Raw genomic sequence first — 22,146 nt, 5'->3', positions numbered from 1 at the left:
ATGACCGACACTTACTGGCTGCGCAACGTCCGCCCCTTCGGCGGCGCGGCTGAAGACTTCCTCATCCAGAACGGGCGCTTCGCCGAGCGCCGCCCGGCCAGCGCTGCACCGTGTGCCGACGGTGATATCGATGGCGCCGGCCAACTAATGACCTGCGCCCTGGTGGAAAGCCACATCCACCTGGACAAGACCCTCTGGGGCCAACCCTGGCGCCCCAACAGCGCCGGCCCGACGCTCAAGGACTACATCGCCAACGAGCGCCGCGTGCTGCGCGAGGTCACCGCGCCCATCGCCGAGCGCGCCGGCGCGCTGCTGGAAAACTGCATCGCCCGTGGTTCGCTGACCATGCGCTGCCATGTGGATATCGACCCCGAATTCGGCCTGCGCCATGTGGAGGCCATGCAGGCCCTGCGCGAGCGCTACCGCGACCTGATCGACCTGGAGCTGGTGGTGTTCCCGCAGACCGGGCTGGTCAGCCGCCCCGGCACCGCCGAGCTGATGCGCCAGGCCATGGGCCTGGGCGTGGAAAACGTCGGCGGACTCGACCCCTGCGGCATCGACAATGACCCCGTCGCCCAGTTGGACATCGTCTTCGGCCTGGCCGCCGAGTTCGACCGGGGCGTGGACATCCACCTGCACGACAAGGGCGAACTGGGCCTCTGGCAGATCGCCCGCATCGCCGACTACACCGAGCGATTCAACCGCCAGGGCCGGGTGATGATCAGCCACGCCTATTGCCTGGGCATGGCGCCCTGGAGCCAGGTCAAGCCGCTGGCCGAGCGTCTGGCTGCACTGGATATTTCGCTGATGAGCTCGGCACCGGCCGACTGCTCAGTGCCGCCCTTCCTCGCCCTGCGCGAAACCGGCGTGAACCTCTGCCTGGGCTCTGACGGCATCCGCGACGCCTGGTCGCCCATGGGCAACGGCGACATGCTGGAGCGCGCCATGCTGCTGGCCTTCCGCTTCGATCTGGCCAAGGACGACGAGCTGGCCGCCGCCTTCGATGCCGCCAGCCAGAATGGCGCCAAGGCCCTCAGCCTGTCGGAACACGGCCTCACCCTCGGTGCCCGCGCCGACTTCCTGCTGATGGATGCACAAAGCCTCGGAGAAGCCGTGGTGGCGCGGCCGACGCGCCAGGTGTATCGCGCCGGCAAGCTGATAGCAGCCAAGGGCCGCCTACTGGAGCGCCGTCTGTGAATACGCCGCGCATCGGCCTCAAGGCCAGTTGCGTGGTGGGCTTCGATGGCACTCGCCACGTGCTCTGGCGCGATGGCGAGGTGATCATCGAAGGCGCCCGCATCCTCTTCGTCGGCCGGGGCTTTCCCGGCCCGGTGGATCAGTGGATCGACTACGGCAACGCCCTGCTCGGCCCCGGCTTCATCGACCTCGACGCCCTGGGCGATCTCGACTCCACGGTGCTGTGTCTCGACAACGGCGACGAGGCCGCCATGGGCCGCATGTGGTCGGCGGACTACCTCGCCCATGGGCCGAAGGAGAGCTACCGCTTCGAAGAGGAAGTCTTCAAGTACCGCTACGCCTTCACCCAACTGATCCGCAACGGCATCACCACCGCCATGCCGATCACCTCCATGTACTACCGCGAGTGGGCCGAAACCTACGACGAATTCGCGGCGGTCGCCGGTGTTGCCGGCGAGCTTGGCCTGCGCACCTACCTCGGCCCCTGCTACATGAGCGGCATGCAGTACCTGCGCGCCGACGGCAGTCTCGCCGAGCATTGGGACGAACCCCGTGGCCTGGCCGGGCTGGACGCCGCCGAGCGTTTCTTCCGCGACTTCGACGGCGCTCACAACGGGTTGATTCGCGGCGCCCTGCTGCCGGACCGCATCCAGACCTGCACCCCAGCGCTGCTGCAACGCACAGTTACCCTCAGCCGCGAATTGACCGCTCCGGTGCGTCTGCACTGCTGCCAGGGGGCTGGCGAAGTGGCGCTGGTGAAAGCGCTGCGAGGCAAGGCGCCGCTGGCCTGGCTGGAGGAGCTGGACCTGCTCGGCCCACGAACGCTGCTGCCCCATGGCATCTACATCGAAGGCGACGACGACCTCGCGCGCCTGGCCAACAGCGGCAGCAGCCTGGTGCACTGCCCCGTGGTGTTCGCCCGCGACGGCGAGGCGCTGGACTCCTTCGGCCGCTACCGGGCCCACGGGGTGAACTTCGCCCTCGGCACCGACACCTGGCCGGCAGACCTGCTGGAGAACATGCGCCAGGGCCTGAACATCGCCCGCCTCAAGGAAGGTGGCAGCGCGCAGACCAGCGCCCTCGACCTCTACAACGCCGCCACCCTGGGCGGTGCCCGGGCACTCGGCCGCGACGACCTGGGCCGGCTGGCACCGGGCGCCTGCGCCGATATCACCGTGTTCAGCCTCGACGGCCTGCACCTGGGGCCGCTGTTCGACCCACTGAAGAACCTCGTCCTCGCCGGCCGCGGCGACGACTGCATCGCCAGCTGGATCGGCGGCCGCTGCGTGATGGACGGCGGCCAGGTCAACGGCGTCGATTATCGCGACCTGCAGCGTCAGGCCCAGCGCCAGTACCACAGGTTGATGCGGAGCCATGCCGACCGCGCCTTCGGCCGGCCCGACTGGCGCGACCTGTTCCAGCCGGCCATTCCCTTCGCCGATGCCTGGAGCGCAGAACACCCGCTGTGCGCCTTCGCCAGCGAACCCGACCGATAACAAGAGATAACGCCATGCTGAGCTTCGACTTCGCCCAACTGAGCCCGCGCGAGAAATACAAGATCCTCATCGGCAGCGTGGTGCCCCGGCCCATCGCGCTGGTCACCACAGTGGACGGCGAAGGCCGCGCCAACGCCGCGCCCTTCAGCTTCTTCAACGCCCTGTCCGCCGACCCGCCGATCCTCGCCCTGGGCGTGGAGAATCACGCCGACCTGACCCCGAAGGACACCACCCGCAACATCCTGCTCAACCAGGAGTTCACCGTGAACATCGTTTCCGACGCGCTGGTGGAGGCCATGAACGTCTGCGCGGTGCCCTTCGAACCCGGCTTCGACGAACTGCTCGCCGCCGGGCTCACCGCACTGCCCGGCAGCCGCGTCGGCTGCCCGTACATTGCCGAAGCGCCGGTCGCCCTGGAGTGCCGGCGAATGATGGGCCTGTCCATCGGCCAGTCGCGGGAAATCATCCTTGGCGAAGTATTGATGGTGCATGTACGCGACGAGCTGATCGACCCGAAGACGCTCTATATCGACCAGCTCGGTCTGGACGCCATCGGCCGCATGGGCGGCCACGGCTATGCCCGCACGCGGGACTACTTCGATCTGCCGACCCGCTCGTTGCAGGCCTGGCGGGAACGGCCGGGCGGTGGAGAGCGGCTCTGGCCGGGAGCCGAGCCAGCGCCATAGCGGCCAGCGCCACGAGCACGCCCCGCTACAGGTGCTCCAGCACCCCGGCCGCCGACTGGAACGGCAGGCCGTGGGCCTCGGCGACGCTGCCGCAGGTGATCACGCCCTTGGCCACGTTGAGCCCACTGAGCAGGTGCGGGTCTTCCTCCAGGGCCCGCCGCGTGCCCTTCTCGGCGAGGGCGACGACGAACGGCAGGGTGGCGTTGTTCAGCGCCAGGGTCGAGGTGCGCGCCACCGCGCCGGGCATGTTGGCCACGCAGTAGTGCACCACCTCGTCGACCACATAGGTGGGCTCGGCATGGGTGGTGGCGCGCGAGGTCTCGGCGCAGCCGCCCTGGTCGATGGCCACGTCCACCAGCACCGCGCCGGGGCGCATGTGCCGCACCATCTCGGCGCTGATCAGCTTGGGCGCGGCGGCCCCGGGGATCAGCACGCCGCCGATCACCAGATCGGCGGCCAGCACCTGTTCGCGCAGCGCGGCGCGGGTCGAGTAGAGCGTGGTGATGCGGTTGCCGTACAGCGCATCGAGCCGGCGCAGGGCGTCGACGCTCTTGTCCAGCACCGTGACGTCGGCGCCCAGGCCCACCGCCATGGCCAGCGCATGGCTGCCGACCACGCCGCCGCCGAGTATCACCACCTTGCCCGGGGCCACCCCGGGCACCCCGCCGAGCAGCACGCCGCGGCCGCCGCGGGCCTTCTCCAGGCAGCTGGCGCCGGCCTGGATCGACATGCGCCCGGCCACCTCGGACATCGGCGCCAGCAGCGGCAGGCGCCCCTGGCCGTCGGTCACCGTCTCGTAGGCGATGCAGGTGGCACCGCCGGCCATCAGCTCGTCGGTCTGCGGACGGTCCGGGGCCAGGTGCAGGTAGGTGAACAGGGTGTGGTGCGGGCGCAGCTTGGCCCGTTCCACCGCCAGCGGCTCCTTGACCTTGACGATCAGCCGCGCCTCCTGGAACACCTCGCCGGCGCCCTGGGCGATCTGCGCGCCGGCCTGGCGGTAGTCGTCGTCGGAGAAGCCGATGGCGGCGCCGGCCTGGGTCTCGACCCAGACCTCGTGGCCCAGCGCGGCGAGCTCGGCCACCGATTGCGGGGTGAGGCCGACGCGGTACTCGTGGTTCTTGATTTCCTTGGGCACACCGATGCGCATAGCGACCTCCGCTGGAAGGACCCGTTGCCTTCTCGAAGTCTAGAAAAGACCTGGCAGTCGGCCATCTGTTTTCGCCAGGTTTTTCAGGGAATAGTCCCGCGCCAGGCGGCTATTTCTTCACCTCGGCGATGCCCTGCAGCAGCTCCACCGGCAGCGGGAAGACGATGGTCGAACTCTTGTCGCCGGCGATATTGCTCAGCGTCTGCATGTAGCGCAGCTGCATGGCGCCAGGCTGGCGACCGAGCATCTCGGCGGCCTGCATGAGCTTTTCCGAGGCCTGCAGCTCGCCCTCGGCGTGGATCACCTTGGCCCGCCGTTCGCGCTCGGCCTCGGCCTGCTTGGCGATGGCGCGCACCATGGACTCGTCGAGGTCGACGTGCTTGATCTCGACGTTGGCCACCTTGATGCCCCAGGCGTCGGTCTGCGCATCGAGCACCTGCTGGATGTCGACGTTGAGCCGCTCACGCTCGGCGAGCATCTCGTCCAGCTCGTGCTTGCCGAGCACCGCGCGCAGGGTGGTCTGCGCCAGCTGGCTGGTGGCGATGTGGTAGTCCTCGACCTGGATGATCGCCTTCTGCGCGTCGAGCACGCGGAAGTAGACCACCGCGTTGACCTTGACCGAGACGTTGTCGCGGGAGATCACGTCCTGGGTCGGCACGTCCAGCACTATGGTGCGCAGGTCCACCCGCACCATCTGCTGCAAGCCGGGGATGACCAGGATCAGGCCCGGGCCCTTGACCCGCCAGAAGCGGCCGAGCTGGAACACCACGCCGCGCTCGTACTCGCGCAGGATGCGAAAGGCCGAGGCGAGCAGGGCCAGGACGATGATCGTCAGCGAGAGAAAACTCAGTTCGAAACCCATCAGTGACCTCCTTGGGGCGGCGGTTCATCCACCGCGCTGACCTGCAGTTGCACGCCCTGGCGCGCCGTCACCCGCACCCGCTGTCCGGGCCGCAGCGGTTCGCTGCCCTGCACCTGCCAGCGCTCGCCCTGCAGCGCCACCCAGCCGCTGCAAGGATCCTCGGCCTGCACCGCGGCGACCGCCACCAGGCTGCCGACCAGGCCGCTGTCGCCGGCCACCTGCTGGCGCCGCCTGGCCTTCAGCGCCATGCCGAGGATGGCCAGGATCAGCCCGGCGCTGACCAGCGCCAGGGTGACGATCAGCGCCAGCGGGATGCCGAAGCCCGGCACGTCGGTATCGATCAGGATCAGTGCGCCGAAGACGAAGGCCACCACGCCGCCGATGCCGAGCACGCCGAAGCTGGGCAGGAAGGCCTCGGCGGCGATGAAGGCGATGCCGAGCAGGATCAGCGCCACCCCGGCGTAGTTCACCGGCAGCAGCTGCAGGGCGTAGAGCGCGAGGATCAGGCTGATGCCGCCGAGCACGCCGCCGACGCCGCTGCCGGGGTTGGAGAACTCGAAGAACAGGCCGTAGACGCCGATCATCATCAAAATCAGCGCCACGCTGGGGTTGGTGATCACCGCCAGCAGGCGGGTGCGCCAGTCCGGCGCATGGCTGATCAGGGGCGCGCCGGCGGTGGCCAGGGTCTGGTCGACGCCGCCGGCCTGCAGGGTCTTGCCGTCGAGCTGGCGCAGCAGGTCGGCCAGGTCCGTGGCCAGGTAGTCGATCACCTTCTGCGCCAGCGCCTCCTCGGCGGCCAGGCTGACCGCCTCGCGCACCGCGCGCTCGGCCCATTCGGCGTTGCGCCCGCGCATCGTCGCCAGGCCGCGGATATAGGCGGCGGCGTCGTTGACCTGCTTGGCGGTCATGGCATCGCCGGGGCTCTTGTCCGCCTCGCCGTCCTTGCCCTTGCCCTCGTCTTTGCCCTCGCCCGGCGGTTTGCTCGGCGTGCCGGGCATGCCGATGGCCACCGGGGTGGCAGCGCCGAGATTGGTGCCCGGCGCCATGGCGGCGACGTGGCTGGCGTAGAGGATATAGGTACCGGCGCTGGCTGCCCGCGCGCCGCCGGGGGCGACGTAGCTGGCCACCGGAATCGGGCTGGCGAGGATCGCCTTGATGATCGCGCGCATGGAGGTGTCCAGGCCCCCGGGGGTGTCGATCTGGATCAGCACCAGCTGCGCGCCCTCGTCCACCGCCTTGGCCAGGCCGCGCACAAGGTAGTCGGCGCTGGCCGGGCCGATCACCCCGTCCACCTGCAGTTGCACCACCGCACCCGGCGCCGCACTCGCACCCAGCGAGCCGCCGAGAATCAGGGCACCCAGGCACAGACGCAGCCACGCAGCAAACACCTTCGCCTCCCGGGAGTCGCGCGGATGCCGGTCAGCTGGCGGCGCTCCCTCACTGAGCATAGTCCATGGCCTCGGCGCCCCCGACAGGTCGCGGATGGATACCCAGCGACCGGCCAGTTCCGGTAGGCTGCTCGCATCTTTCCCGACCAGGCCGCCCATGCCCCGTCCCCGCCTTCGCCAATCGCTGCGCCGCCTGTGGGCGCTGGACAAGTTCAGCGCCAGCCTGCGGGTATTTATCGCCCTGGCCGGAGCTTTGGCGCTGTGCTGGTGGCAGGGCTGGATGCACGCCCTGATCCCGCTGTTTCTCGGCATCATCGCCAGCGCCCTGACCGAGACCGACGACAGCTGGCAGGGTCGCCTGGGCACCGTGCTGGTCACCCTCTGCTGCTTCAGCGCGGCGGCCTACGCGGTCGAGTGGCTGTTCCCCTATCCCTGGCTGTTCGTCGTCGCCCTGGCGCTGTCGGCCTTCTGCCTGACCATGCTCGGCGCCCTCGGCGAGCGCTTCGCCACCCTCGGCTCGGGCACCCTGATCCTCGCCGTGTACAGCATGATCGGCGTCGAGCAGCGCGGCGGCGTCGCCGGCCTGTGGCTGGAGCCGCTGCTGCTGGTGGCTGGTGCCGCCTGGTACGGCCTGCTGTCGGTGATCTGGCACGCGCTGTTCGCCCAGCAGCCGCTGCAGCACAGCCTGGCCCGGCTGTTTCGCGAACTGGGCAAGTACCTCAAGCTCAAGGCAGCGCTGTTCGAGCCGCTGCGCCAGCTGGATGTGGAGCAACGCCGTCTGGAGTTGGCCAAGCAAAACGGCCGGGTGGTGTCGGCGCTCAACGCGGCCAAGGAGATCATCCTCCACCGGGTCGGCGACGGCCGTCCGGGGCCCAAGGTCAGCCGCTACCTCAAGCTGTATTTCCTCGCCCAGGACATTCACGAGCGCGCCAGTTCCTCGCACTACCCCTACAACGAGCTGGCCGAGGCCTTCTTCCACAGCGACGTGCTGTTTCGCTGCCAGCGCTTGCTGCGCCTGCACGGCGAGGCCTGCCAGCGCCTGGGCAGCGCCATCGAGCTGCGCCAGCCGTTCGAGTACCGCGAGCTGTGCAGCCAGGCCCTGGAGGACCTGCACGCCTCGCTCGATCACCTGCACCTGCAGAGCAATCCGGCCTGGCGCCGCCTGCTGCGCTCGCTCGGCGCCCTGGCCGGCAACCTGGCCAGCCTCGACCAGCTGCTGAGCAACGCCAGCAACCCCGACGCCCTGGCCGAGGAACAGGACAGCAGCCTGCTCGACCGCGAACCGCACTCCTTGAGGGAGGTGGCCGAACGTATCGGCCAGCAGCTGACGCCCACCTCGCTGCTGTTTCGTCACGCCCTGCGCCTGTCCGTCGCCCTGGCCGCCGGCTATGGCCTGCTGCACCTGATCCACCCGACCCAGGGCTACTGGATCCTGCTCACCACCCTGTTCGTCTGCCAGCCGAACTACGGCGCCACCCGCCTCAAGCTGGTGCAGCGCATCGCCGGCACCCTGCTCGGCCTGGGGCTCGGCTGGGCGCTGATCGACCTGTTCCCCGACCCGCGTATCCAGGCGCTGTTCGCCGTGGTCGCCGGGGTGGCCTTCTTCGCCACCCGCAGTACGCGCTACACCCTGGCCACCGCGGCGATCACATTGCTGGTGCTGTTCTGCTTCAACCAGATCGGCGACGGCTACGGCCTGTTCCTGCCGCGCCTGATCGACACCCTGCTCGGCGGCCTGATCGCCGGTCTGGCGGTGTTCCTGATCCTGCCGGACTGGCAGGGCCGGCGCCTGGGGCGCATGCTCGCCGGCACCCTGAGCTGCAACAGCGCCTACCTGCGCCAGATCATCGCCCAGTACGCCCACGGCAAGCGCGACGACCTCGGCTACCGCCTGGCCCGGCGCAACGCGCACAACGCCGACGCGGCGCTGTCCACCACCCTCGGCAACATGCTGATGGAGCCGGGGCACTTCCGCAAAGACGCGGACCTGGGCTTTCGCTTCCTGGTGCTCTCGCACACCCTGCTCAGCTACCTCTCCGCACTCGGCGCGCACCGCGGCGAACAGCTGCCGCAGGCGGCCCAGGCGCGCCTGCTGGAGCAGGCCGAGGCCATCGCGCAAAGCCTCGACGAGATCGCCGCCGGCCTGCGCGGCGAACGCCCGCTGGCGATCCACAGCGACGCCGAACAGGCGCTGGCGCAGGAACTGGAGCAGATCGCCGAGGACACCGACGAACGCCAGCGCCTGGTGCAGACCCAGCTGGCGTTGATCTGCCGCCAGCTGGCGCCGCTGCGCACCCTGGGCGCCCATCTATTGCAGGGCACAGCCTGACATTAGCTCTCGCTCAACGAGGTCGGGAAATCAGCCGATGAAGGTCGTTTACAAAATCACCTATCCGAACGGCAAGATCTACGTCGGGAAGGATCTGACGGGAACACTCAATTACTTCGGTAGCGCCAACAGCAAACTGATCGAGTCTGATTTCAGCAAAGAAGAGATGCGCGATTTCACCGTGCGCAAGCAGATCCTCTGGGAATCTGATACTGCGACAGACCAGGAGGTGAACATGAAGGAAGTGGAATGGATCAAGGCGCTGCAATCGAATAATCCTGCCATCGGATATAACCGATGGCCAAAGCTTGCCAGTGGCAACGACGACTCGCCCACCTTTGCACCTTGAATCCCACCATGGACAAAAACCTCCTAGTACAGCAGGTGCTGGCGCAGCTGCAGGCCGACCTGCTGCAGGCCCAGCACGCCGTGCAGACCGCCCACGAAGCGGCCACCCACGAAGAGAACGTGGCCGAGAACAAGTACGACACCCTCGGCCTGGAGGCCGCCTACCTGGCCAGCGGCCAGGCGCGCCGGGTGGAAGAGCTGCGCCAGACCCTGATCACCTGGCGCCAGCTGCGCCCGCGGCCGTTCGACGCGGCGCAGGGCATCGCCCTCGGCGCGCTGGTGCTGCTGGTCGACGCGCAGGAGCGCGAACGCTGGCTGTTTCTCGGCCCGCAGGGGGCGAGCATGAAGCTGCAGCAGCAGGGCCTGGAGATCCAGGTGCTGGGCAGCGCCGCGCCGCTGGGTCGCGCCCTGCTCGGCAAGGGCCCGGGCGACGAGGTGCGTCTGGCGGCAGCCGGCGGCGTGCAGTCGTTCGAGGTACTGGCGGTCGAGTGAGCGGGGGCTATCTGGGCTAGGGTTGCTAGACGAGCCGACACTCGCCAGAGGAAACCGCCATGGAAAACCCGATCCACGACCTGCCCGCGCTGTTCAAGCAACTCGGCCTGGCCAACGATGCGGCCAGCATCGAGACCTTTATCCGGACCCACGCGCCGCTGCCGGCAGAGCGCAAGCTGGCCGACGCCGCGTTCTGGAGCCCGGCGCAGGCGGCCTTCCTGCGCGAGGAAATCCTCGAAGACGCCGATTGGGCCGAGGTGGTCGACCAGCTCAATGTGCTGCTGCGCGGCTGAAGCGGATTGCCAGGCTCCGTTGCCCCGGATGGCATCCGGGCTATGCCGAAGACGCGTCGCCGCGTAGGTTGGGCTGAGGAGCCTGCGACGAAGCCCAACGGCTGCGGCGGATCGCCGGGCGACGTGCCGTGCACTCCCCATTGGCTTTCGCTGCGCTCGGCGCCAACCTACGCCCCCGAACCGCTCATCTCGCGCCATGTCAGGTACAGGCGCAGGTCGAACTCGATCTGCGCGTAGCCCGGCAGCATGTAGTCGCACAGCTTGTAGAAGGCCTTGTTGTGCTCGGCCTCCTTCAGGTGCGCCAGCTCGTGCACCACGATCATCTGCAGGAACAGCGGCGCGGCGTCGCGAAACAGCGCGGCGACACGGATCTCCTTCTTCGCCTTGAGCCGGCCGCCCTGCACCCGCGAGATCGCCGTGTGCAGGCCCAGGGCGCGGTGGGTCAGATCGAGGCGGTTGTCGTAGAGCACCTTGTCGATGGCCGGGGCGTTCTTCAGGTGCTCCTGCTTGAGCTCCATCACGTAGCCGTACAGCGCCTTGTCGCTCTGCACCTGGTGGCGGCCGGGGTAGCGCTGGGCCAGATAGTCGCCCAGACGGTCGTCGGCGATCAGCTGGCGCACCTGCTGCTGGACGGCGGCGGGGTAGCCCTGGAGGTATTTCAACGGCGAGGTCCTGCGCGGCAAAGGGTCGTCAGTGTAACCCGCCTCACTCGCTCGGCAGCACCCGCAGCAGCCGGCCGTCGGCATTGTCGGTGAGCAGGTAGAGCGCGCCGTCGGGGCCGACGCGCACGTCGCGGATACGCTCGCCGAGTTCCTCGAACAGGCTCTCCTCGCCGGCCAGCATGCCGTCGTGCAGGCGGATGCGGCGCACGCTGCGCTCGACCAGGGTGGCGGCGAACAGGTCGCCCTGCCATTCCGGAAACAGCGCGCCGCGATATTGGGTCAGGCTCGACGGCGCCACCGAGGGCGTCCAGTGCAGCAGCGGCGGGGTCAGCCCCGGCAGCTCGGTGTAGGGGCTGATGCGCGCGCCGGTGTAGTCGATGCCGAAGGTCGCCAGCGGCCAGCCGTAGTTGCGCCCGGGCTCGATCAGGTTGAGCTCGTCGCCGCCGCGCGGGCCGTGTTCGTGGCTGTACAGGCGGCCGCTCTCGGCATCGAAGACGATGCCCTGCACGTTGCGGTGGCCGAGGCTGTAGATCTCCGCCGCGGCGCCGGCCTGCCCCACCAGCGGGTTGTCCTGCGGCACGCTGCCGTCGCGGTTCAGGCGCACGATCTTGCCCAGGTGGTTGGCCGGGTTCTGCGCCTGTTCGCGCCAGTCGAAACCGTCGCCCAGGGTCAGCACCAGGCTCTGGTCGGCGAGAAAGGCGATGCGCCCGCCGTAGTGGGCGGCACCGGCCTTGAGCGGCGCGGCGGTGAACAGCACCTCGAAGTCGTGCAGCTCGTCGTCCACCAGGCGGGCTCGGGCCAGGCGGGTGTTGTTGGCCTCCAGCGAGCCGTGCGCGTAGCTCAGGTAGAGCCAACGGTTATCGGCGTAGTCCGGGTCGAGCGCCACCTCCATGAGCCCGGCCTGGGCGGCGACGAAGATCTCCGGCAGCCCCGCCACCGGCTGCGGATCAAGGCTGCCGTCGGCCTCGACGATACGCAGGCGGCCGACCCGCTCGGTCACCAGCAGGCGCCCGTCCGGCAGGAAGGCCAGCGACCAGGGATGCTCTAGGCCTTCGCCGAAGGTCTCGATGCGGTAGTCCTGAGCCAGCACCGGGGCGCCGACGAGCAGGGCGCCGAGCAGCAGCGCGCGAAGGGGTCTCAACATGGGCTGGGCCTTGTCACGGGGAATCGGATGGGGTCGGTTGCGTGCGGTAGCGCACGCGCCGACCGAGCAGGCCGAACAGCAGTGCACCGGCGCTGCCGCAGGCCATCAAGCCGAGGGTGCCGAGCGGGTCGCGGTCGGCGGCGATCAGCGTCGGCATCGGCGCCAGGGCATTGGCCAGGGCCAGCGCCAGCCAGATCGCCGCGGCGCCGGCACCGACGAAGATCGCCCAGCGCAGCCGCGGCAGGCGCCGCGCGCTCCACTGCGCCAGCGGCAGGGCGAAGGCAAAGCCCAGGGCGGCGAGCAGGGCGAAGGTCGGGGCGAAGCCGAACAGGTCGAGGCAGGTGGTGCCCAGGCGCACGTCCAATGGCATCGGCGCACCGAGCGCCTGCAGGGCGGCGAGGTTGGACTGGGTCTGGAAGATCGAAGCGAGCAGCGAGGCCAGTGCCACGGCGACAACGAAGGCGAACAACAGGCGCGGCGTGCTGGACATGGGCAGGGGGGTTCCCGGAACTACAGTGCAGGAATTATGGCGCAGCCCGCCGGCCGCCACGGCGCCGGTGTTTTACAGGGTTTTACCTGCGCCGCCCATGCGCCGAGGCATCTCGTCGCGCGTGGAGGTCTGGAGCCGAGGCCGGCTCATGTCGACCATATATTGACGCCAATAATACGACGAGCGGCTCTCAGCTATTCGCCGCGACTGCCGTTACAAAGCGTGCCGCCAGAGCATTCCGCCCTGCGGCACGGGCAGCCCTGCCCTCCTTCTAGTTCGCGTGTGTCACCCGCTGGAACGCCAAGTAAGCCGTTACTGACTCCTGGATGAGATGTGCCCTCGACTGAAGTTTCTGTTTTTTCAGGAGCATCGAGCATGATCGAACTCGCCATGTGGAATCTCAGCGTTCCAGTCGGCGTTCCCGCCACCACCATCGAAACCCCAGTGCTGGCCGGCGGCTATCAGGATCACTATTTCCAATCCAGGGACGGCGCCATCTTCTTCTGGGCCCCGGTCAACGGCACCACGACCGAGAGCGCGAGCTACCCGCGCAGCGAGCTGCGCGAAACCCATGCCGACGGTCGCCTGCGCAACTGGACCTATCCGGAGGCCGACAATTTCCTGCACGCCGGGCTGCGCGTCAGCCAGGTGCCGTCCACCGGCAAGATCGTCATCGGCCAGATCCACGCCTACAAGAGCTCGATGCCGCTGCTCAAGCTGGAGTACCAGTACAAGGCCTACGCCGCCAGCGGCAATATCGTCGCCAAGGTGCGCCTGGCGCCCGAGTCGGCGATCCAGACCGTGACCCTGGCCAGCGGCATCGCCCTAAACCAGCGCTTCACCTATGTCGTGCACCTGACGCCCAAGGGCACGCTGGGCATCAACGTCAACGGGGTCAAATGGAGTACCCGCCTCGACTCGAGCTGGGCGCCCAAGCCGCTGTACTTCAAGGCCGGGGTCTACACCCAGGACAACACCGGCTACGAAACCGAAGCCGGCGCGGCGCGCTTCGACAAGCTTGGCATCGAGCACCGCCCGCTAATCGGCGCCGTGCAATAAGGCTCGCCGGGGGCAGCAGGCGATAAAAAACGCCGCGACTCCGTGAGGAGCCGCGGCGTTTGCTTGGGCGAGCCGCGCAGGCGGTCGCGACGGGGTCAGTTGACCTTGGCGGCCAGCTCGCCACTGGCGTAACGCTGGTACATGCCTTCCAGGGAGATCGGCTTGATCTTGGAGGCGTTGCCGGCAGTGCCGAAGGCTTCGTAGCGGGCGATGCAGATGTCGCGCATGGCGACTATGGTCTTGGCGAAGAACTTGCGCGGGTCGAACTCGCTCGGGTGCTCGGCCATCATGCGGCGAATGGCACCGGTGGAAGCCAGGCGCAGGTCGGTGTCGATGTTGACCTTGCGCACGCCGTGCTTGATGCCTTCGACGATTTCCTCGACCGGCACGCCGTAGGTTTCCTTGATGTCGCCGCCGAACTCGTTGATCACCTTCAGCCACTCCTGCGGTACCGAGGAGGAGCCGTGCATCACCAGGTGGGTATTGGGGATGCGCTTGTGGATTTCCTTGATGCGCTCGATCGACAGCACGTCGCCGGTCGGCGGCTTGGTGAACTTGTAGGCGCCGTGGCTGGTGCCGATGGCGATGGCCAGGGCATCGACCTGGGTGCGCTTGACGAAGTCGGCGGCCTCTTCCGGGTCGGTGAGCAGCTGGCTGTGATCGAGCACGCCTTCGGCGCCGACGCCGTCTTCCTCACCGGCCATGCCGGTTTCCAGGCTGCCCAGGCAGCCCAGCTCGCCTTCCACGGACACGCCGCAGGCGTGGGCGAAGGCCACGGTCTGCTGGGTCACGCGCACGTTGTAGTCGTAGTCGGCCGGGGTCTTGCCGTCTTCCTTCAGCGAGCCGTCCATCATCACCGAGGAAAAACCCAGCTGGATCGAGCGCTGGCACACGTCCGGGCTGGTGCCGTGGTCCTGGTGCATGCACACCGGGATGTGCGGGAATTCTTCGATGGCGGCGAGGATCAGGTGACGCAGGAAGGGCGCACCGGCGTACTTGCGGGCACCAGCGGAGGCCTGGACGATGACCGGCGAATCGGTCTTGTCGGCGGCTTCCATGATGGCGCGCATCTGCTCGAGGTTGTTGACGTTGAAGGCCGGCACGCCGTAGCCGAATTCGGCGGCGTGGTCGAGCATCTGGCGCATGCTGATAAGTGCCATGGTGTTCCTGTCTCCCGGTTTGGAGGTCGTTAATCGTGCAAGCCTGCCGCAGGGGCCGGCGTTGTTCAAGTTTCGCGGGACAGGGGGTCGTCCCCGGCTCCGCCCCCGGCTCTGCCGGGGCTAGTCATTTCCATGCCCCGGATTGTATCCGGGCTATACCTCAGGGCGCCTTGCAGCCGCGGCCGATCAGGTCGTCGGTCGCGGTCCAGTAGACCAGGCCTTCCTCGCCCTTGGTGTGGAAGGACAGCCGCCCGTCGCTGTACAAGGCGCCCGAGGCCGCCGGTTCCTGAGTCAGGCGGTAGACGATATCGTCGCCGCCCAGGCGCAGGTCGATCTGATCGTAGCCGCCATCGGCGAAGCGCCACTGCAGCTCGGCCTGGCTGTCGCAGACCCAGCGGGTCCACTGATCCGGCGCCTGCGACTGGCTGCTGCACCCCGCCAGTGCCACGGCCGCCAGCGCGGCAAGAATCCTCGTATCCATTTATCGCTCCCTGTCAGCAGCGCTGCTCCGGCACCGTGCCGGTAGGGTCGCCACTGCTTTGCCCTTCGATGCGCCGATCGTCCTGGGTGGTCGGCAGGTCGATCGGCGCCGGGCTGAACACCTCGCAGGCCTGCTCCCGTCCACCGGCACAGCCGGCCAGGAAAATCCCGATGATGCCCAACGCGGCTAGCTTGACCATGGCGTGACTCCTTGTGCGCTTGTTCCAGTTGTAACAGACCGCCCGATCACGCCAGGGTTTAATTCGGTTTACTCCGCGCGCTGCTCCAGCACTTCCACGGCCGGCAGCACCTTGCCCTCGACGAATTCGAGGAAGGCACCGCCGCCGGTGGAGATGTAGGAGATCTGCTCGGCCACGCCGTACTTGTCGATGGCCGCCAGGGTGTCGCCGCCGCCGGCGATGGAGAACGCCGGGCTCTCGGCGATGGCCAGGGCCAGGGCCTTGGTACCGTTGCCGAACTGGTCGAACTCGAACACGCCGACCGGGCCGTTCCACAGGATGGTCTGCGAGGCCTTGAGCATCTCGGCGAACATCGCCGCGGTCTGCGGGCCGATGTCGAGGATCATGTCGTCCTCCGCCACGTCCTTGACCGCCTTGACGGTGGCGGAGGCCGATTCGGCGAATTCCTTGGCCACCACCACGTCCACCGGCAGCGGCACGCTGACCTTGGCGGCGATGGCGCGGGCGGTGTCGACCAGGTCGGCCTCGTACAGCGACTTGCCCACCGGCAGGCCGGCCGCGGCGAGGAAGGTGTTGGCGATGCCGCCGCCGACGATCAGCGAGTCGCAGATGTCGGCCAGGGAGTTGAGCACGTCCAGCTTGGTCGACACCTTGGAGCCGGCGACGATGGCCAGCATTGGGCGGGCCGGCTTGTCCAGGGCCTTGCCCAGGGCGTCCAGCTCGGCGGCCAGCAGGGGGCCGGCGCAGGCGACCTTGGCGAACTTGGCCACGCCGTGGGTCGAGCCCTGGGCGCGGTGGGCGGTGCCGAAGGCGTCCATCACGAACACGTCGCACAGCGCCGCGTACTGCTGCGCCAGCTCGTCGCTGCTCTTCTTCTCGCCCTTGTTGAAGCGCACGTTCTCCAGCAGCACCAGCTCACCGGCCTTGACCTCGACACCGCCGAGGTAGTCCTTGACCAGCGGCACTTCGCGGCCGAGCGCCTGGCTCAGGTAGGCGGCGACCGGCGCCAGGCTGTCTTGCTCGCTGTACACGCCCTCTTCCGGCCGGCCCAGGTGCGAGCAGACCAGCACCGCCGCGCCCTTTTCCAGCGCCAGCTTGATGGTCGGCAGGGCGGCGAGGATGCGCGCATCGCTCTTGACCACGCCGTCCTTCACCGGGACGTTGAGGTCTTCGCGGATCAGCACGCGCTTACCGGCGAGGTCGAGGTCGGTCATCTTCAGAACGGTCATGGCATCAGTCCTTCACGGGGGCTGGTTGTACGGAGGAAGTGGATACAGCGAGAAAATGTTCGGCGACATCGAGCATGCGGTTGGCGAAGCCCCACTCGTTGTCGAACCAGGCCAGCAGGTTGACCAGGCGCGGGCCGGACACACGGGTCTGGCTGCCGTCGACTATGGCCGAGTGCGGGTCGTGGTTGAAATCGCAGCTGGCGTGCGGCAGCTCGGTGTAGGCCAGCAGCCCCTTGAGCGGGCCACTTTCCGCCGCCTGACGCAGCACCCGGTTGATCTCGGCGGCACTGGTATCGCGGGCGGTCTGCAGGGTGATGTCGAGGCAGGAGACGTTGACCGTCGGCACCCGGATGGCCTTGGCCTGGATACGCCCGCTCAGCTCCGGCAGCAGACGCTCGATGCCTCGCGCCAGCCCGGTGGACACCGGGATCACCGACTGGAAGGCCGAGCGCGTGCGGCGCAGGTCTTCGTGGTGGTAGGCGTCGATCACCGGTTGGTCGTTCATCGCCGAGTGGATGGTGGTGATGGAGACGTACTCCAGCCCCACCGCCTCGTTCAACAACTTGAGCAGCGGCACGCCGCAGTTGGTGGTGCAGGAGGCGTTGGACACCAGTCGCTCGGCGCCCGTCAGGCAGGCCTGGTTGACCCCGTAGACCACGGTGGCGTCGATATCGGCCTCGCCGGCCATGGGCTGGGAGAACAGCACCCGCGGCGCGCCGGCGTCGAGGAAGCGCTGGCCGTCGGCGCGGCTGTGGTAGGCGCCGGAGCACTCCAGCAGCAGGTCGATATCCAGCGCCGCCCAGTCGACGGCCTCGGGCTCGCTCTGGCGCAGCACCTTCACGCAGTCGCCGTTGATATGCAGGCAGTCACCGTCGACCCTGACCTCGCCGGGAAAACGCCCGTGGGTGGAGTCGAAGCGGGTCAGGTATTCGATGCTGGCCTGATCGGCCAGGTCGTTCAGCGCGACTATCTCCAGGCCCGCCCCGGCGCCGCGCTCGTGCAAGGCGCGCAGCACGCAGCGGCCGATGCGGCCATAGCCATTGAGGGCGACGCGGTAGGGGCGATGGGACATGGCGATCTCGAATGGATGGCGACCGCAGGAAGGGTTGAGCCTGCGATACCCATCACGGCAGATCGATGGGTATCGCGTCGCTCAAGCCATCCTACGCGTCCAGCAGCTCGTCGGCGGTGGCGAGGATGTTCTCGACGGTGAAGCCGAAGTGCTCGAACAGCGCCGGCGCCGGCGCCGACTCGCCGAAGCTGGCCATGCCGATGATGCGACCTTCCAGGCCGACGTACTTGTACCAGTAGTCGGCGTGCGAGGCCTCGATGGCGATGCGCGCGCCGACCTGCAGCGGCAGCACGGCCTGCTTGTAGGCGGCGTCCTGCTGGTCGAACACGCTGGTCGACGGCATCGACACCACGCGCACCTGGCGGCCCTGCTCCTGCAGCTTGGCCGCGGCCTGCATGGCCAGGCCAACCTCGGAGCCGGTGGCGATCAGGATCAGTTCCGGCTCGCCGCTGCAGTCTTTCAGCACGTAGCCACCACGGGCGATATCGCCCAGCTGCTGGGCATCGCGCGCCTGGTGCGGCAGGTTCTGGCGGCTGAAGATCAGCGCGGACGGGCCGTCATTACGCTCGATGGCGTGCTTCCAGGCCACGGCGGATTCCACCGCGTCGCAGGGGCGCCAGGTGTCCAGGTTCGGCGTGCCACGCAGGCTGGCCAGCTGCTCGATCGGCTGGTGAGTCGGGCCGTCTTCGCCCAGGCCGATGGAGTCGTGGGTAAAGACATAGAGCACGCGCTGCTTCATCAGCGCCGACATGCGCACGGCGTTACGGGCGTATTCCATGAAGATCAGGAAGGTCGCGCCGTAGGGCACGAAGCCGCCGTGCAGGGCGATGCCGTTCATGATCGCGCTCATGCCGAACTCGCGCACGCCGTAGAACAGGTAGTTGCCCGAAGCGTCCTCGGCGGTGACGCCCTTGCAGCCCTTCCACAGGGTCAGGTTGGAGCCGGCCAGGTCGGCCGAGCCGCCGAGAAATTCCGGCAGCAGCGGGCCGAAGGCGTTCAGCGCGTTCTGACTGGCCTTGCGGCTGGCGATGGTCTCGCCCTTCTCGGCGACGTCCTTGATATAGGCGGCGGCTTTGGCGGCGAAATCGGCCGGCAGCTCGCCAGCGATGCGGCGCTTGAACTCGGCAGCCAGCTCAGGATGGGCGGCGGCGTAGGCCGCGAACTTCTCGTTCCAGGCGGCCTCGGCGGCGGCGCCGGCTTCCTTGGCGTCCCACTCGGCATAGATCTCCGCCGGGATTTCGAAGGGGCCATGGTTCCAGCCCAGGGCGGCGCGGGTCAGGGCGATCTCGTCATTGCCCAGCGGCGCGCCGTGGCACTCCTCCTTGCCCTGCTTGTTCGGCGAGCCGAAGCCGATGGTGGTCTTGCAGCAGATCAGGGTCGGCTGGTCCGCGCTCTTGCGCGCGGTGTCGATGGCCATCTTGATCTCTTCGGCGTCGTGGCCGTCGACGTTGCGGATCACCTGCCAGCCGTAGGCCTCGAAGCGCTTGGGCGTGTCGTCGGTGAACCAGCCCTCGACCTCGCCGTCGATGGAGATGCCGTTGTCGTCGTAGAAGGCGATCAGCTTGCCCAGGCCCAGGGTGCCGGCCAGCGAGCAGACTTCATGGCTGATGCCTTCCATCATGCAGCCGTCGCCGAGGAAGGCGTAGGTGAAGTGGTCGACGATCTGGTGGCCGTCGCGGTTGAACTGCGCGCCCAGCACCTTCTCGGCGATGGCGAAGCCGACGGCGTTGGCGATGCCCTGGCCGAGCGGGCCGGTGGTGGTTTCCACGCCCGGGGTGTAGCCGTATTCCGGGTGGCCCGGGGTGCGGCTGTGCAGCTGGCGGAACTGCTTGAGGTCCTCGATGCCGAGGTCGTAGCCGGTCAGGTGCAGCAGCGAGTAGATCAGCATCGAACCATGGCCGTTGGACAGCACGAAGCGGTCGCGGTCGGCGAAATTCGGGTTGCTCGGGTTGTGCTTGAGGTAGTCGCGCCACAGCACTTCGGCGATGTCCGCCATGCCCATGGGGGCACCGGGGTGGCCGCTGTTGGCTTTCTGCACGGCATCCATGCTCAGGGCACGGATGGCATTGGCTCGCTCACGACGGCTGGGCATCGCTCAAATCTCCTACGGGGGGGCTGCTTCTTGATGAAGGGGCGAAAAAGGCGGCCATTTTCGCCCAGCCGGCCCCCGCGGGGCAATGACAGATGGTCGCAGATCGCGCCGAATCAGCCCGCCTGCTCGCTCAATACGCTCACCGCCGGGCTGCCCGGACCACTCAGACAGGGCGCCTGGAACAGTTCGCCGTGCCAGACGCCGGCCAGGGTGCGACTCAACACCAGCGACCAGACCGCGCTCAGTTGCACCGTCAGCACCAGGCCGATCAGGGCGAAAAAGGCCAGGCCGGTCAGCGCCTGCAGCTCGAAGGTGGCCAGGGTGAACACCCCCAACGGGAAGGTGAAGCCCCACCAGCCGAGGTTGAACGGCATGTTGTCGCGGATGTAGTGACGGGTGAACAGGCTGGCGATCACCAGCCACCAGAGCCCGGCGCCCCACAGCGCCAGGCCGCCGAGCAGGCCGAGGTCGCGCGCCAGCTCGGCGGCGCCGGCCAGCGGCGTGCCGGCGAAGGCCGCCGGCGCCGCCTGGCCCATGCTCAGCAGACCGAGGCAGCCGGTGGCCAGCGGCCCCAGCGGCAGCCAGCTGGTGGCGGCGAAATCGGTGTCCGGCAGCTTGTGCAGGGCCAGGCGCAGCAGCACCAGGGTGATCAGCGAGAAGGCCAGCGACAGCGACAGCCCCCAGAGCACGAAGCCGGCCACCAGCAGTTGCTGCGCGTCCGCGGCAGAGAGGTGCGGCGCCAGCGAGCCGGTGGTGCTGGCGGCCACCTCCGGCGCGACTATGGGCAGCAGCCAGACGGCGGTGAGTTTCTCCAGCGCGTGGTTCTGCCGGGTGAACATCAGGTAGGGCACCAGCAGCGCGCCGAGCAGCGCCAACGCGGCGTCCAGCCACCACAGGGCATGCGCCAGCGCATAGACGGCCTCGCCCCAGCGCGGCACGCCGAACAGCAGCAGGCCCTTGAGCAGCACCGCCAGGCCCATGGGAATGGCGCCGAGGAACATCGACTGCACCGGGTGCAGCAGCATCGGCCAGAGCGTCTCGCGAAACAGCGCCAGGCGCAGCACAAACAGCAGGCTAAACAGCGCGAACAGCGCCACGCCGAATAGCCACAACCCTTCGGCCAGCGCATACAGGCCCGGCAGCTGCCACGGCAGATGGGCCAGCACCAGCGCCAGCACGCCGGTGCCCATGGTCATGGCGAACCAGTTGGGGGTGAAGTGGCGGATAAAGGCGAGCGGTTCGGGCAGACGACTGAAGGGGCGCGGCATGAATCGGGTGATCCCGTGGCATGGCTGAAGGGGTGGTCAGCCTAGGGCCGCAGCTGCCATATTAAAAATACATATTCAGCATCTTTTGCATGCCTTCCATTTATAGGTAGACCGCGTGAACCTGCATCACCTCAAGGTCTTTCTCGTCGTGGCCGAGGCCGGCAGCATCAGCGCCGGCGCCGCGCGCCTGCATATCAGCCAGCCGGCGGTGACCCGCGAGATCCGCGACCTGGAGGCCAGCCTCGAGCTGCGCCTGTTCGACCGCCAGGCCCGCGGCGTGCGCCTGACCGAAGGCGGCCGGCGCCTGCACGACTACGCGCGGCGCATCTTCGCCCTGGAGCAGGCGGCCGAGCGCGACCTGCGCGACTTCGCCCAGCTGGAACAGGGCGAGCTGCACCTGGGCGCCAGCGCCACCCTCGGCGCCTACCTGCTACCGCCGTTGATCAACCGCTTCCGCGCGCTGCACCCGCAGATCTTCGTCGGCCTGGAGGTGAGCAACACCGAGGCGGTGACCCGCCAGCTCGACGAGGGCCGGATCAGCCTGGGCTTCGTCGAAGGCCCCTTCGCCCGAGCCGATTACGATCACCGCCTGCTGGCGCGCGACGCGCTGTTGCCGGTGGTGGCACCGCGGCATCCACTGGCCGGGGTCGAGCGGCTGCAGGCGGCGGACCTGCAGGCCTACCCGCTGTATATGCGCGAACCCGGCTCGGGCGCGCGCGCCAGCGTCGAGCAGGCCTACCGGGCCCACGGTCTGGAACCGCGCGCCGGCATGGCCATCGGCAGCACCGAGGCGCTCAAGCGCCTGCTCGCCGACGGTCAGGGCATCGCCTGGCTGTCGCAACGGGTGGTCGAACGCGAGCTGGCCAGCGGCGAGCTGCGCCGCCTGGCGGTAGCCGACCTGCAGATCGAGCGCGAGCTGCATGTGCTGTGGCGTCCCGGCGCCAGCCTGAGCCCGGCGCCGGCGGCCTTCCTGGCGCTGAGCGAAGCGCCGGAATGAGCCCTCGAGCAATATCAAAACTTTTTGATATTGCTGTTGCTGGATGAAAAATGAC

22 protein-coding genes are annotated in these 22,146 nt (G+C 68.3%); 9 read left to right on the top strand and 13 right to left on the bottom strand.

The window, feature by feature from the left end:
• Genes EA796_RS16395 through EA796_RS16385 form a run of 3 tightly spaced genes read left to right on the top strand, consistent with a single transcriptional unit; the run spans position 1 to position 3,379 of the window.
• Positions 1-1,197: an amidohydrolase family protein gene (locus EA796_RS16395; protein WP_122109374.1), complete on the top strand. Its 1,197-nt coding sequence runs from the start codon at positions 1-3 to the stop codon at positions 1,195-1,197.
• On the top strand, positions 1,194-2,693 hold the full coding sequence (locus EA796_RS16390) for an amidohydrolase family protein (RefSeq protein WP_122109373.1): 1,500 nt from the start codon (positions 1,194-1,196) through the stop codon (positions 2,691-2,693). The genes EA796_RS16395 and EA796_RS16390 overlap by 4 nt, the downstream gene beginning before the upstream one ends.
• A gap of 14 nt (positions 2,694-2,707) precedes the next feature.
• Complete coding sequence (locus EA796_RS16385) at positions 2,708-3,379, top strand: flavin reductase family protein (protein WP_122109372.1); 672 nt, start codon at positions 2,708-2,710, stop codon at positions 3,377-3,379.
• A 25-nt stretch (positions 3,380-3,404) separates the two neighbouring features.
• On the opposite strand, the gene ald is transcribed toward EA796_RS16385, so the two are convergent.
• The 3 genes from ald to EA796_RS16370 form a co-directional block, all read right to left on the bottom strand.
• A complete protein-coding gene (gene ald / locus EA796_RS16380) occupies positions 3,405-4,526 on the bottom strand; it encodes an alanine dehydrogenase (protein ID WP_122109371.1) in 1,122 nt (373 codons plus the stop codon).
• Between the two features lie 109 nt (positions 4,527-4,635).
• On the bottom strand, positions 4,636-5,388 hold the full coding sequence (locus EA796_RS16375; protein WP_122109370.1) for a slipin family protein: 753 nt from the start codon (positions 5,386-5,388) through the stop codon (positions 4,636-4,638).
• Entirely contained in the window at positions 5,388-6,836 is a 1,449-nt protein-coding gene (locus EA796_RS16370; RefSeq protein ID WP_218567639.1) for a nodulation protein NfeD, read from the bottom strand. The genes EA796_RS16375 and EA796_RS16370 overlap by 1 nt, the downstream gene beginning before the upstream one ends.
• 97 nt (positions 6,837-6,933) lie before the next feature.
• Between EA796_RS16370 and yccS the strand changes: the two genes are divergently transcribed.
• The 4 genes from yccS to EA796_RS16350 are packed head-to-tail and all read left to right on the top strand — an operon-like array spanning position 6,934 to position 10,238.
• On the top strand, positions 6,934-9,105 hold the full coding sequence (gene yccS / locus EA796_RS16365) for a YccS family putative transporter (protein ID WP_122109368.1): 2,172 nt from the start codon (positions 6,934-6,936) through the stop codon (positions 9,103-9,105).
• A 37-nt stretch (positions 9,106-9,142) separates the two neighbouring features.
• Positions 9,143-9,454: a GIY-YIG nuclease family protein gene (locus EA796_RS16360; protein WP_122109367.1), complete on the top strand. Its 312-nt coding sequence runs from the start codon at positions 9,143-9,145 to the stop codon at positions 9,452-9,454.
• A gap of 8 nt (positions 9,455-9,462) precedes the next feature.
• Positions 9,463-9,945, top strand: coding sequence for a GreA/GreB family elongation factor (locus EA796_RS16355; RefSeq protein ID WP_122109366.1), 483 nt, complete (start codon positions 9,463-9,465; stop codon positions 9,943-9,945).
• Positions 9,946-10,004: 59 nt separating this feature from the next.
• Positions 10,005-10,238, top strand: a complete 234-nt coding sequence (locus EA796_RS16350; protein ID WP_021446171.1) for a DUF2789 domain-containing protein — start codon at positions 10,005-10,007, stop codon at positions 10,236-10,238.
• Positions 10,239-10,405: 167 nt separating this feature from the next.
• Here the strand turns inward: EA796_RS16350 and EA796_RS16345 are convergent, their stop codons facing one another.
• The 3 genes from EA796_RS16345 to EA796_RS16335 are packed head-to-tail and all read right to left on the bottom strand — an operon-like array spanning position 10,406 to position 12,534.
• Positions 10,406-10,921 carry a YgjP-like metallopeptidase domain-containing protein gene (locus EA796_RS16345; protein ID WP_177342949.1) on the bottom strand — a complete coding sequence of 172 codons (516 nt, stop codon included), beginning with the start codon at positions 10,919-10,921 and terminating at the stop codon, positions 10,406-10,408.
• Positions 10,922-10,943: 22 nt separating this feature from the next.
• Positions 10,944-12,044 carry a PQQ-dependent sugar dehydrogenase gene (locus tag EA796_RS16340; protein WP_122109365.1) on the bottom strand — a complete coding sequence of 367 codons (1,101 nt, stop codon included), beginning with the start codon at positions 12,042-12,044 and terminating at the stop codon, positions 10,944-10,946.
• Between the two features lie 13 nt (positions 12,045-12,057).
• Positions 12,058-12,534 carry a hypothetical protein gene (locus tag EA796_RS16335; RefSeq protein ID WP_021446168.1) on the bottom strand — a complete coding sequence of 159 codons (477 nt, stop codon included), beginning with the start codon at positions 12,532-12,534 and terminating at the stop codon, positions 12,058-12,060.
• Between the two features lie 375 nt (positions 12,535-12,909).
• On the opposite strand from EA796_RS16335, the gene EA796_RS16330 reads away from it, so the two are divergent.
• Complete coding sequence (locus EA796_RS16330; RefSeq protein ID WP_122109364.1) at positions 12,910-13,593, top strand: polysaccharide lyase family 7 protein; 684 nt, start codon at positions 12,910-12,912, stop codon at positions 13,591-13,593.
• Between the two features lie 95 nt (positions 13,594-13,688).
• Here the strand turns inward: EA796_RS16330 and fba are convergent, their stop codons facing one another.
• From fba to EA796_RS16295, 7 genes are all read right to left on the bottom strand, one after another.
• A complete protein-coding gene (gene fba, locus EA796_RS16325) occupies positions 13,689-14,753 on the bottom strand; it encodes a class II fructose-bisphosphate aldolase (protein ID WP_021446166.1) in 1,065 nt (354 codons plus the stop codon).
• Between the two features lie 160 nt (positions 14,754-14,913).
• Positions 14,914-15,234 carry an MliC family protein gene (locus EA796_RS16320; RefSeq protein ID WP_122109363.1) on the bottom strand — a complete coding sequence of 107 codons (321 nt, stop codon included), beginning with the start codon at positions 15,232-15,234 and terminating at the stop codon, positions 14,914-14,916.
• Between the two features lie 13 nt (positions 15,235-15,247).
• Positions 15,248-15,433, bottom strand: coding sequence for a hypothetical protein (locus EA796_RS16315; protein WP_021446164.1), 186 nt, complete (start codon positions 15,431-15,433; stop codon positions 15,248-15,250).
• A 68-nt stretch (positions 15,434-15,501) separates the two neighbouring features.
• On the bottom strand, positions 15,502-16,662 hold the full coding sequence (locus EA796_RS16310) for a phosphoglycerate kinase (RefSeq protein ID WP_122109362.1): 1,161 nt from the start codon (positions 16,660-16,662) through the stop codon (positions 15,502-15,504).
• A gap of 4 nt (positions 16,663-16,666) precedes the next feature.
• A complete protein-coding gene (gene epd / locus EA796_RS16305; RefSeq protein ID WP_122109361.1) occupies positions 16,667-17,734 on the bottom strand; it encodes an erythrose-4-phosphate dehydrogenase in 1,068 nt (355 codons plus the stop codon).
• 91 nt (positions 17,735-17,825) lie between these two features.
• Positions 17,826-19,826: a transketolase gene (tkt, locus tag EA796_RS16300; protein WP_122109360.1), complete on the bottom strand. Its 2,001-nt coding sequence runs from the start codon at positions 19,824-19,826 to the stop codon at positions 17,826-17,828.
• A 113-nt stretch (positions 19,827-19,939) separates the two neighbouring features.
• Positions 19,940-21,094: a TDT family transporter gene (locus EA796_RS16295; protein WP_122109359.1), complete on the bottom strand. Its 1,155-nt coding sequence runs from the start codon at positions 21,092-21,094 to the stop codon at positions 19,940-19,942.
• Positions 21,095-21,209: 115 nt separating this feature from the next.
• Between EA796_RS16295 and EA796_RS16290 the strand changes: the two genes are divergently transcribed.
• Entirely contained in the window at positions 21,210-22,091 is an 882-nt protein-coding gene (locus tag EA796_RS16290) for a LysR family transcriptional regulator (RefSeq protein WP_122109358.1), read from the top strand.
• The last annotated feature ends 55 nt before the right edge of the window (positions 22,092-22,146 follow it).

Origin of the sequence: Pseudomonas sp. AOB-7 (assembly GCF_003696305.1) — a bacterium.
Classification (GTDB): domain Bacteria; phylum Pseudomonadota; class Gammaproteobacteria; order Pseudomonadales; family Pseudomonadaceae; genus Aquipseudomonas.
This window is presented reverse-complemented; position numbering and strand designations above follow the sequence as displayed.

Excerpts from the sequence above, each read along its gene's own strand:
- EA796_RS16395 (WP_122109374.1), top strand. The coding sequence starts at position 1 with ATGACCGACACTTACTGGCTGCGCAACGTCCGCCCCTTCGGCGGCGCG.
- EA796_RS16385 (WP_122109372.1), top strand. The coding sequence starts at position 2,708 with ATGCTGAGCTTCGACTTCGCCCAACTGAGCCCGCGCGAGAAATACAAG.
- ald (WP_122109371.1), bottom strand. The coding sequence starts at position 4,526 with ATGCGCATCGGTGTGCCCAAGGAAATCAAGAACCACGAGTACCGCGTC.
- EA796_RS16375 (WP_122109370.1), bottom strand. The coding sequence starts at position 5,388 with ATGGGTTTCGAACTGAGTTTTCTCTCGCTGACGATCATCGTCCTGGCC.
- EA796_RS16370 (WP_218567639.1), bottom strand. The coding sequence starts at position 6,836 with ATGCTCAGTGAGGGAGCGCCGCCAGCTGACCGGCATCCGCGCGACTCC.
- yccS (WP_122109368.1), top strand. The coding sequence starts at position 6,934 with ATGCCCCGTCCCCGCCTTCGCCAATCGCTGCGCCGCCTGTGGGCGCTG.
- EA796_RS16360 (WP_122109367.1), top strand. The coding sequence starts at position 9,143 with ATGAAGGTCGTTTACAAAATCACCTATCCGAACGGCAAGATCTACGTC.
- EA796_RS16355 (WP_122109366.1), top strand. The coding sequence starts at position 9,463 with ATGGACAAAAACCTCCTAGTACAGCAGGTGCTGGCGCAGCTGCAGGCC.
- EA796_RS16350 (WP_021446171.1), top strand. The coding sequence starts at position 10,005 with ATGGAAAACCCGATCCACGACCTGCCCGCGCTGTTCAAGCAACTCGGC.
- EA796_RS16340 (WP_122109365.1), bottom strand. The coding sequence starts at position 12,044 with ATGTTGAGACCCCTTCGCGCGCTGCTGCTCGGCGCCCTGCTCGTCGGC.
- EA796_RS16335 (WP_021446168.1), bottom strand. The coding sequence starts at position 12,534 with ATGTCCAGCACGCCGCGCCTGTTGTTCGCCTTCGTTGTCGCCGTGGCA.
- EA796_RS16330 (WP_122109364.1), top strand. The coding sequence starts at position 12,910 with ATGATCGAACTCGCCATGTGGAATCTCAGCGTTCCAGTCGGCGTTCCC.
- fba (WP_021446166.1), bottom strand. The coding sequence starts at position 14,753 with ATGGCACTTATCAGCATGCGCCAGATGCTCGACCACGCCGCCGAATTC.
- EA796_RS16320 (WP_122109363.1), bottom strand. The coding sequence starts at position 15,234 with ATGGATACGAGGATTCTTGCCGCGCTGGCGGCCGTGGCACTGGCGGGG.
- EA796_RS16315 (WP_021446164.1), bottom strand. The coding sequence starts at position 15,433 with ATGGTCAAGCTAGCCGCGTTGGGCATCATCGGGATTTTCCTGGCCGGC.
- EA796_RS16310 (WP_122109362.1), bottom strand. The coding sequence starts at position 16,662 with ATGACCGTTCTGAAGATGACCGACCTCGACCTCGCCGGTAAGCGCGTG.
- epd (WP_122109361.1), bottom strand. The coding sequence starts at position 17,734 with ATGTCCCATCGCCCCTACCGCGTCGCCCTCAATGGCTATGGCCGCATC.
- tkt (WP_122109360.1), bottom strand. The coding sequence starts at position 19,826 with ATGCCCAGCCGTCGTGAGCGAGCCAATGCCATCCGTGCCCTGAGCATG.
- EA796_RS16295 (WP_122109359.1), bottom strand. The coding sequence starts at position 21,094 with ATGCCGCGCCCCTTCAGTCGTCTGCCCGAACCGCTCGCCTTTATCCGC.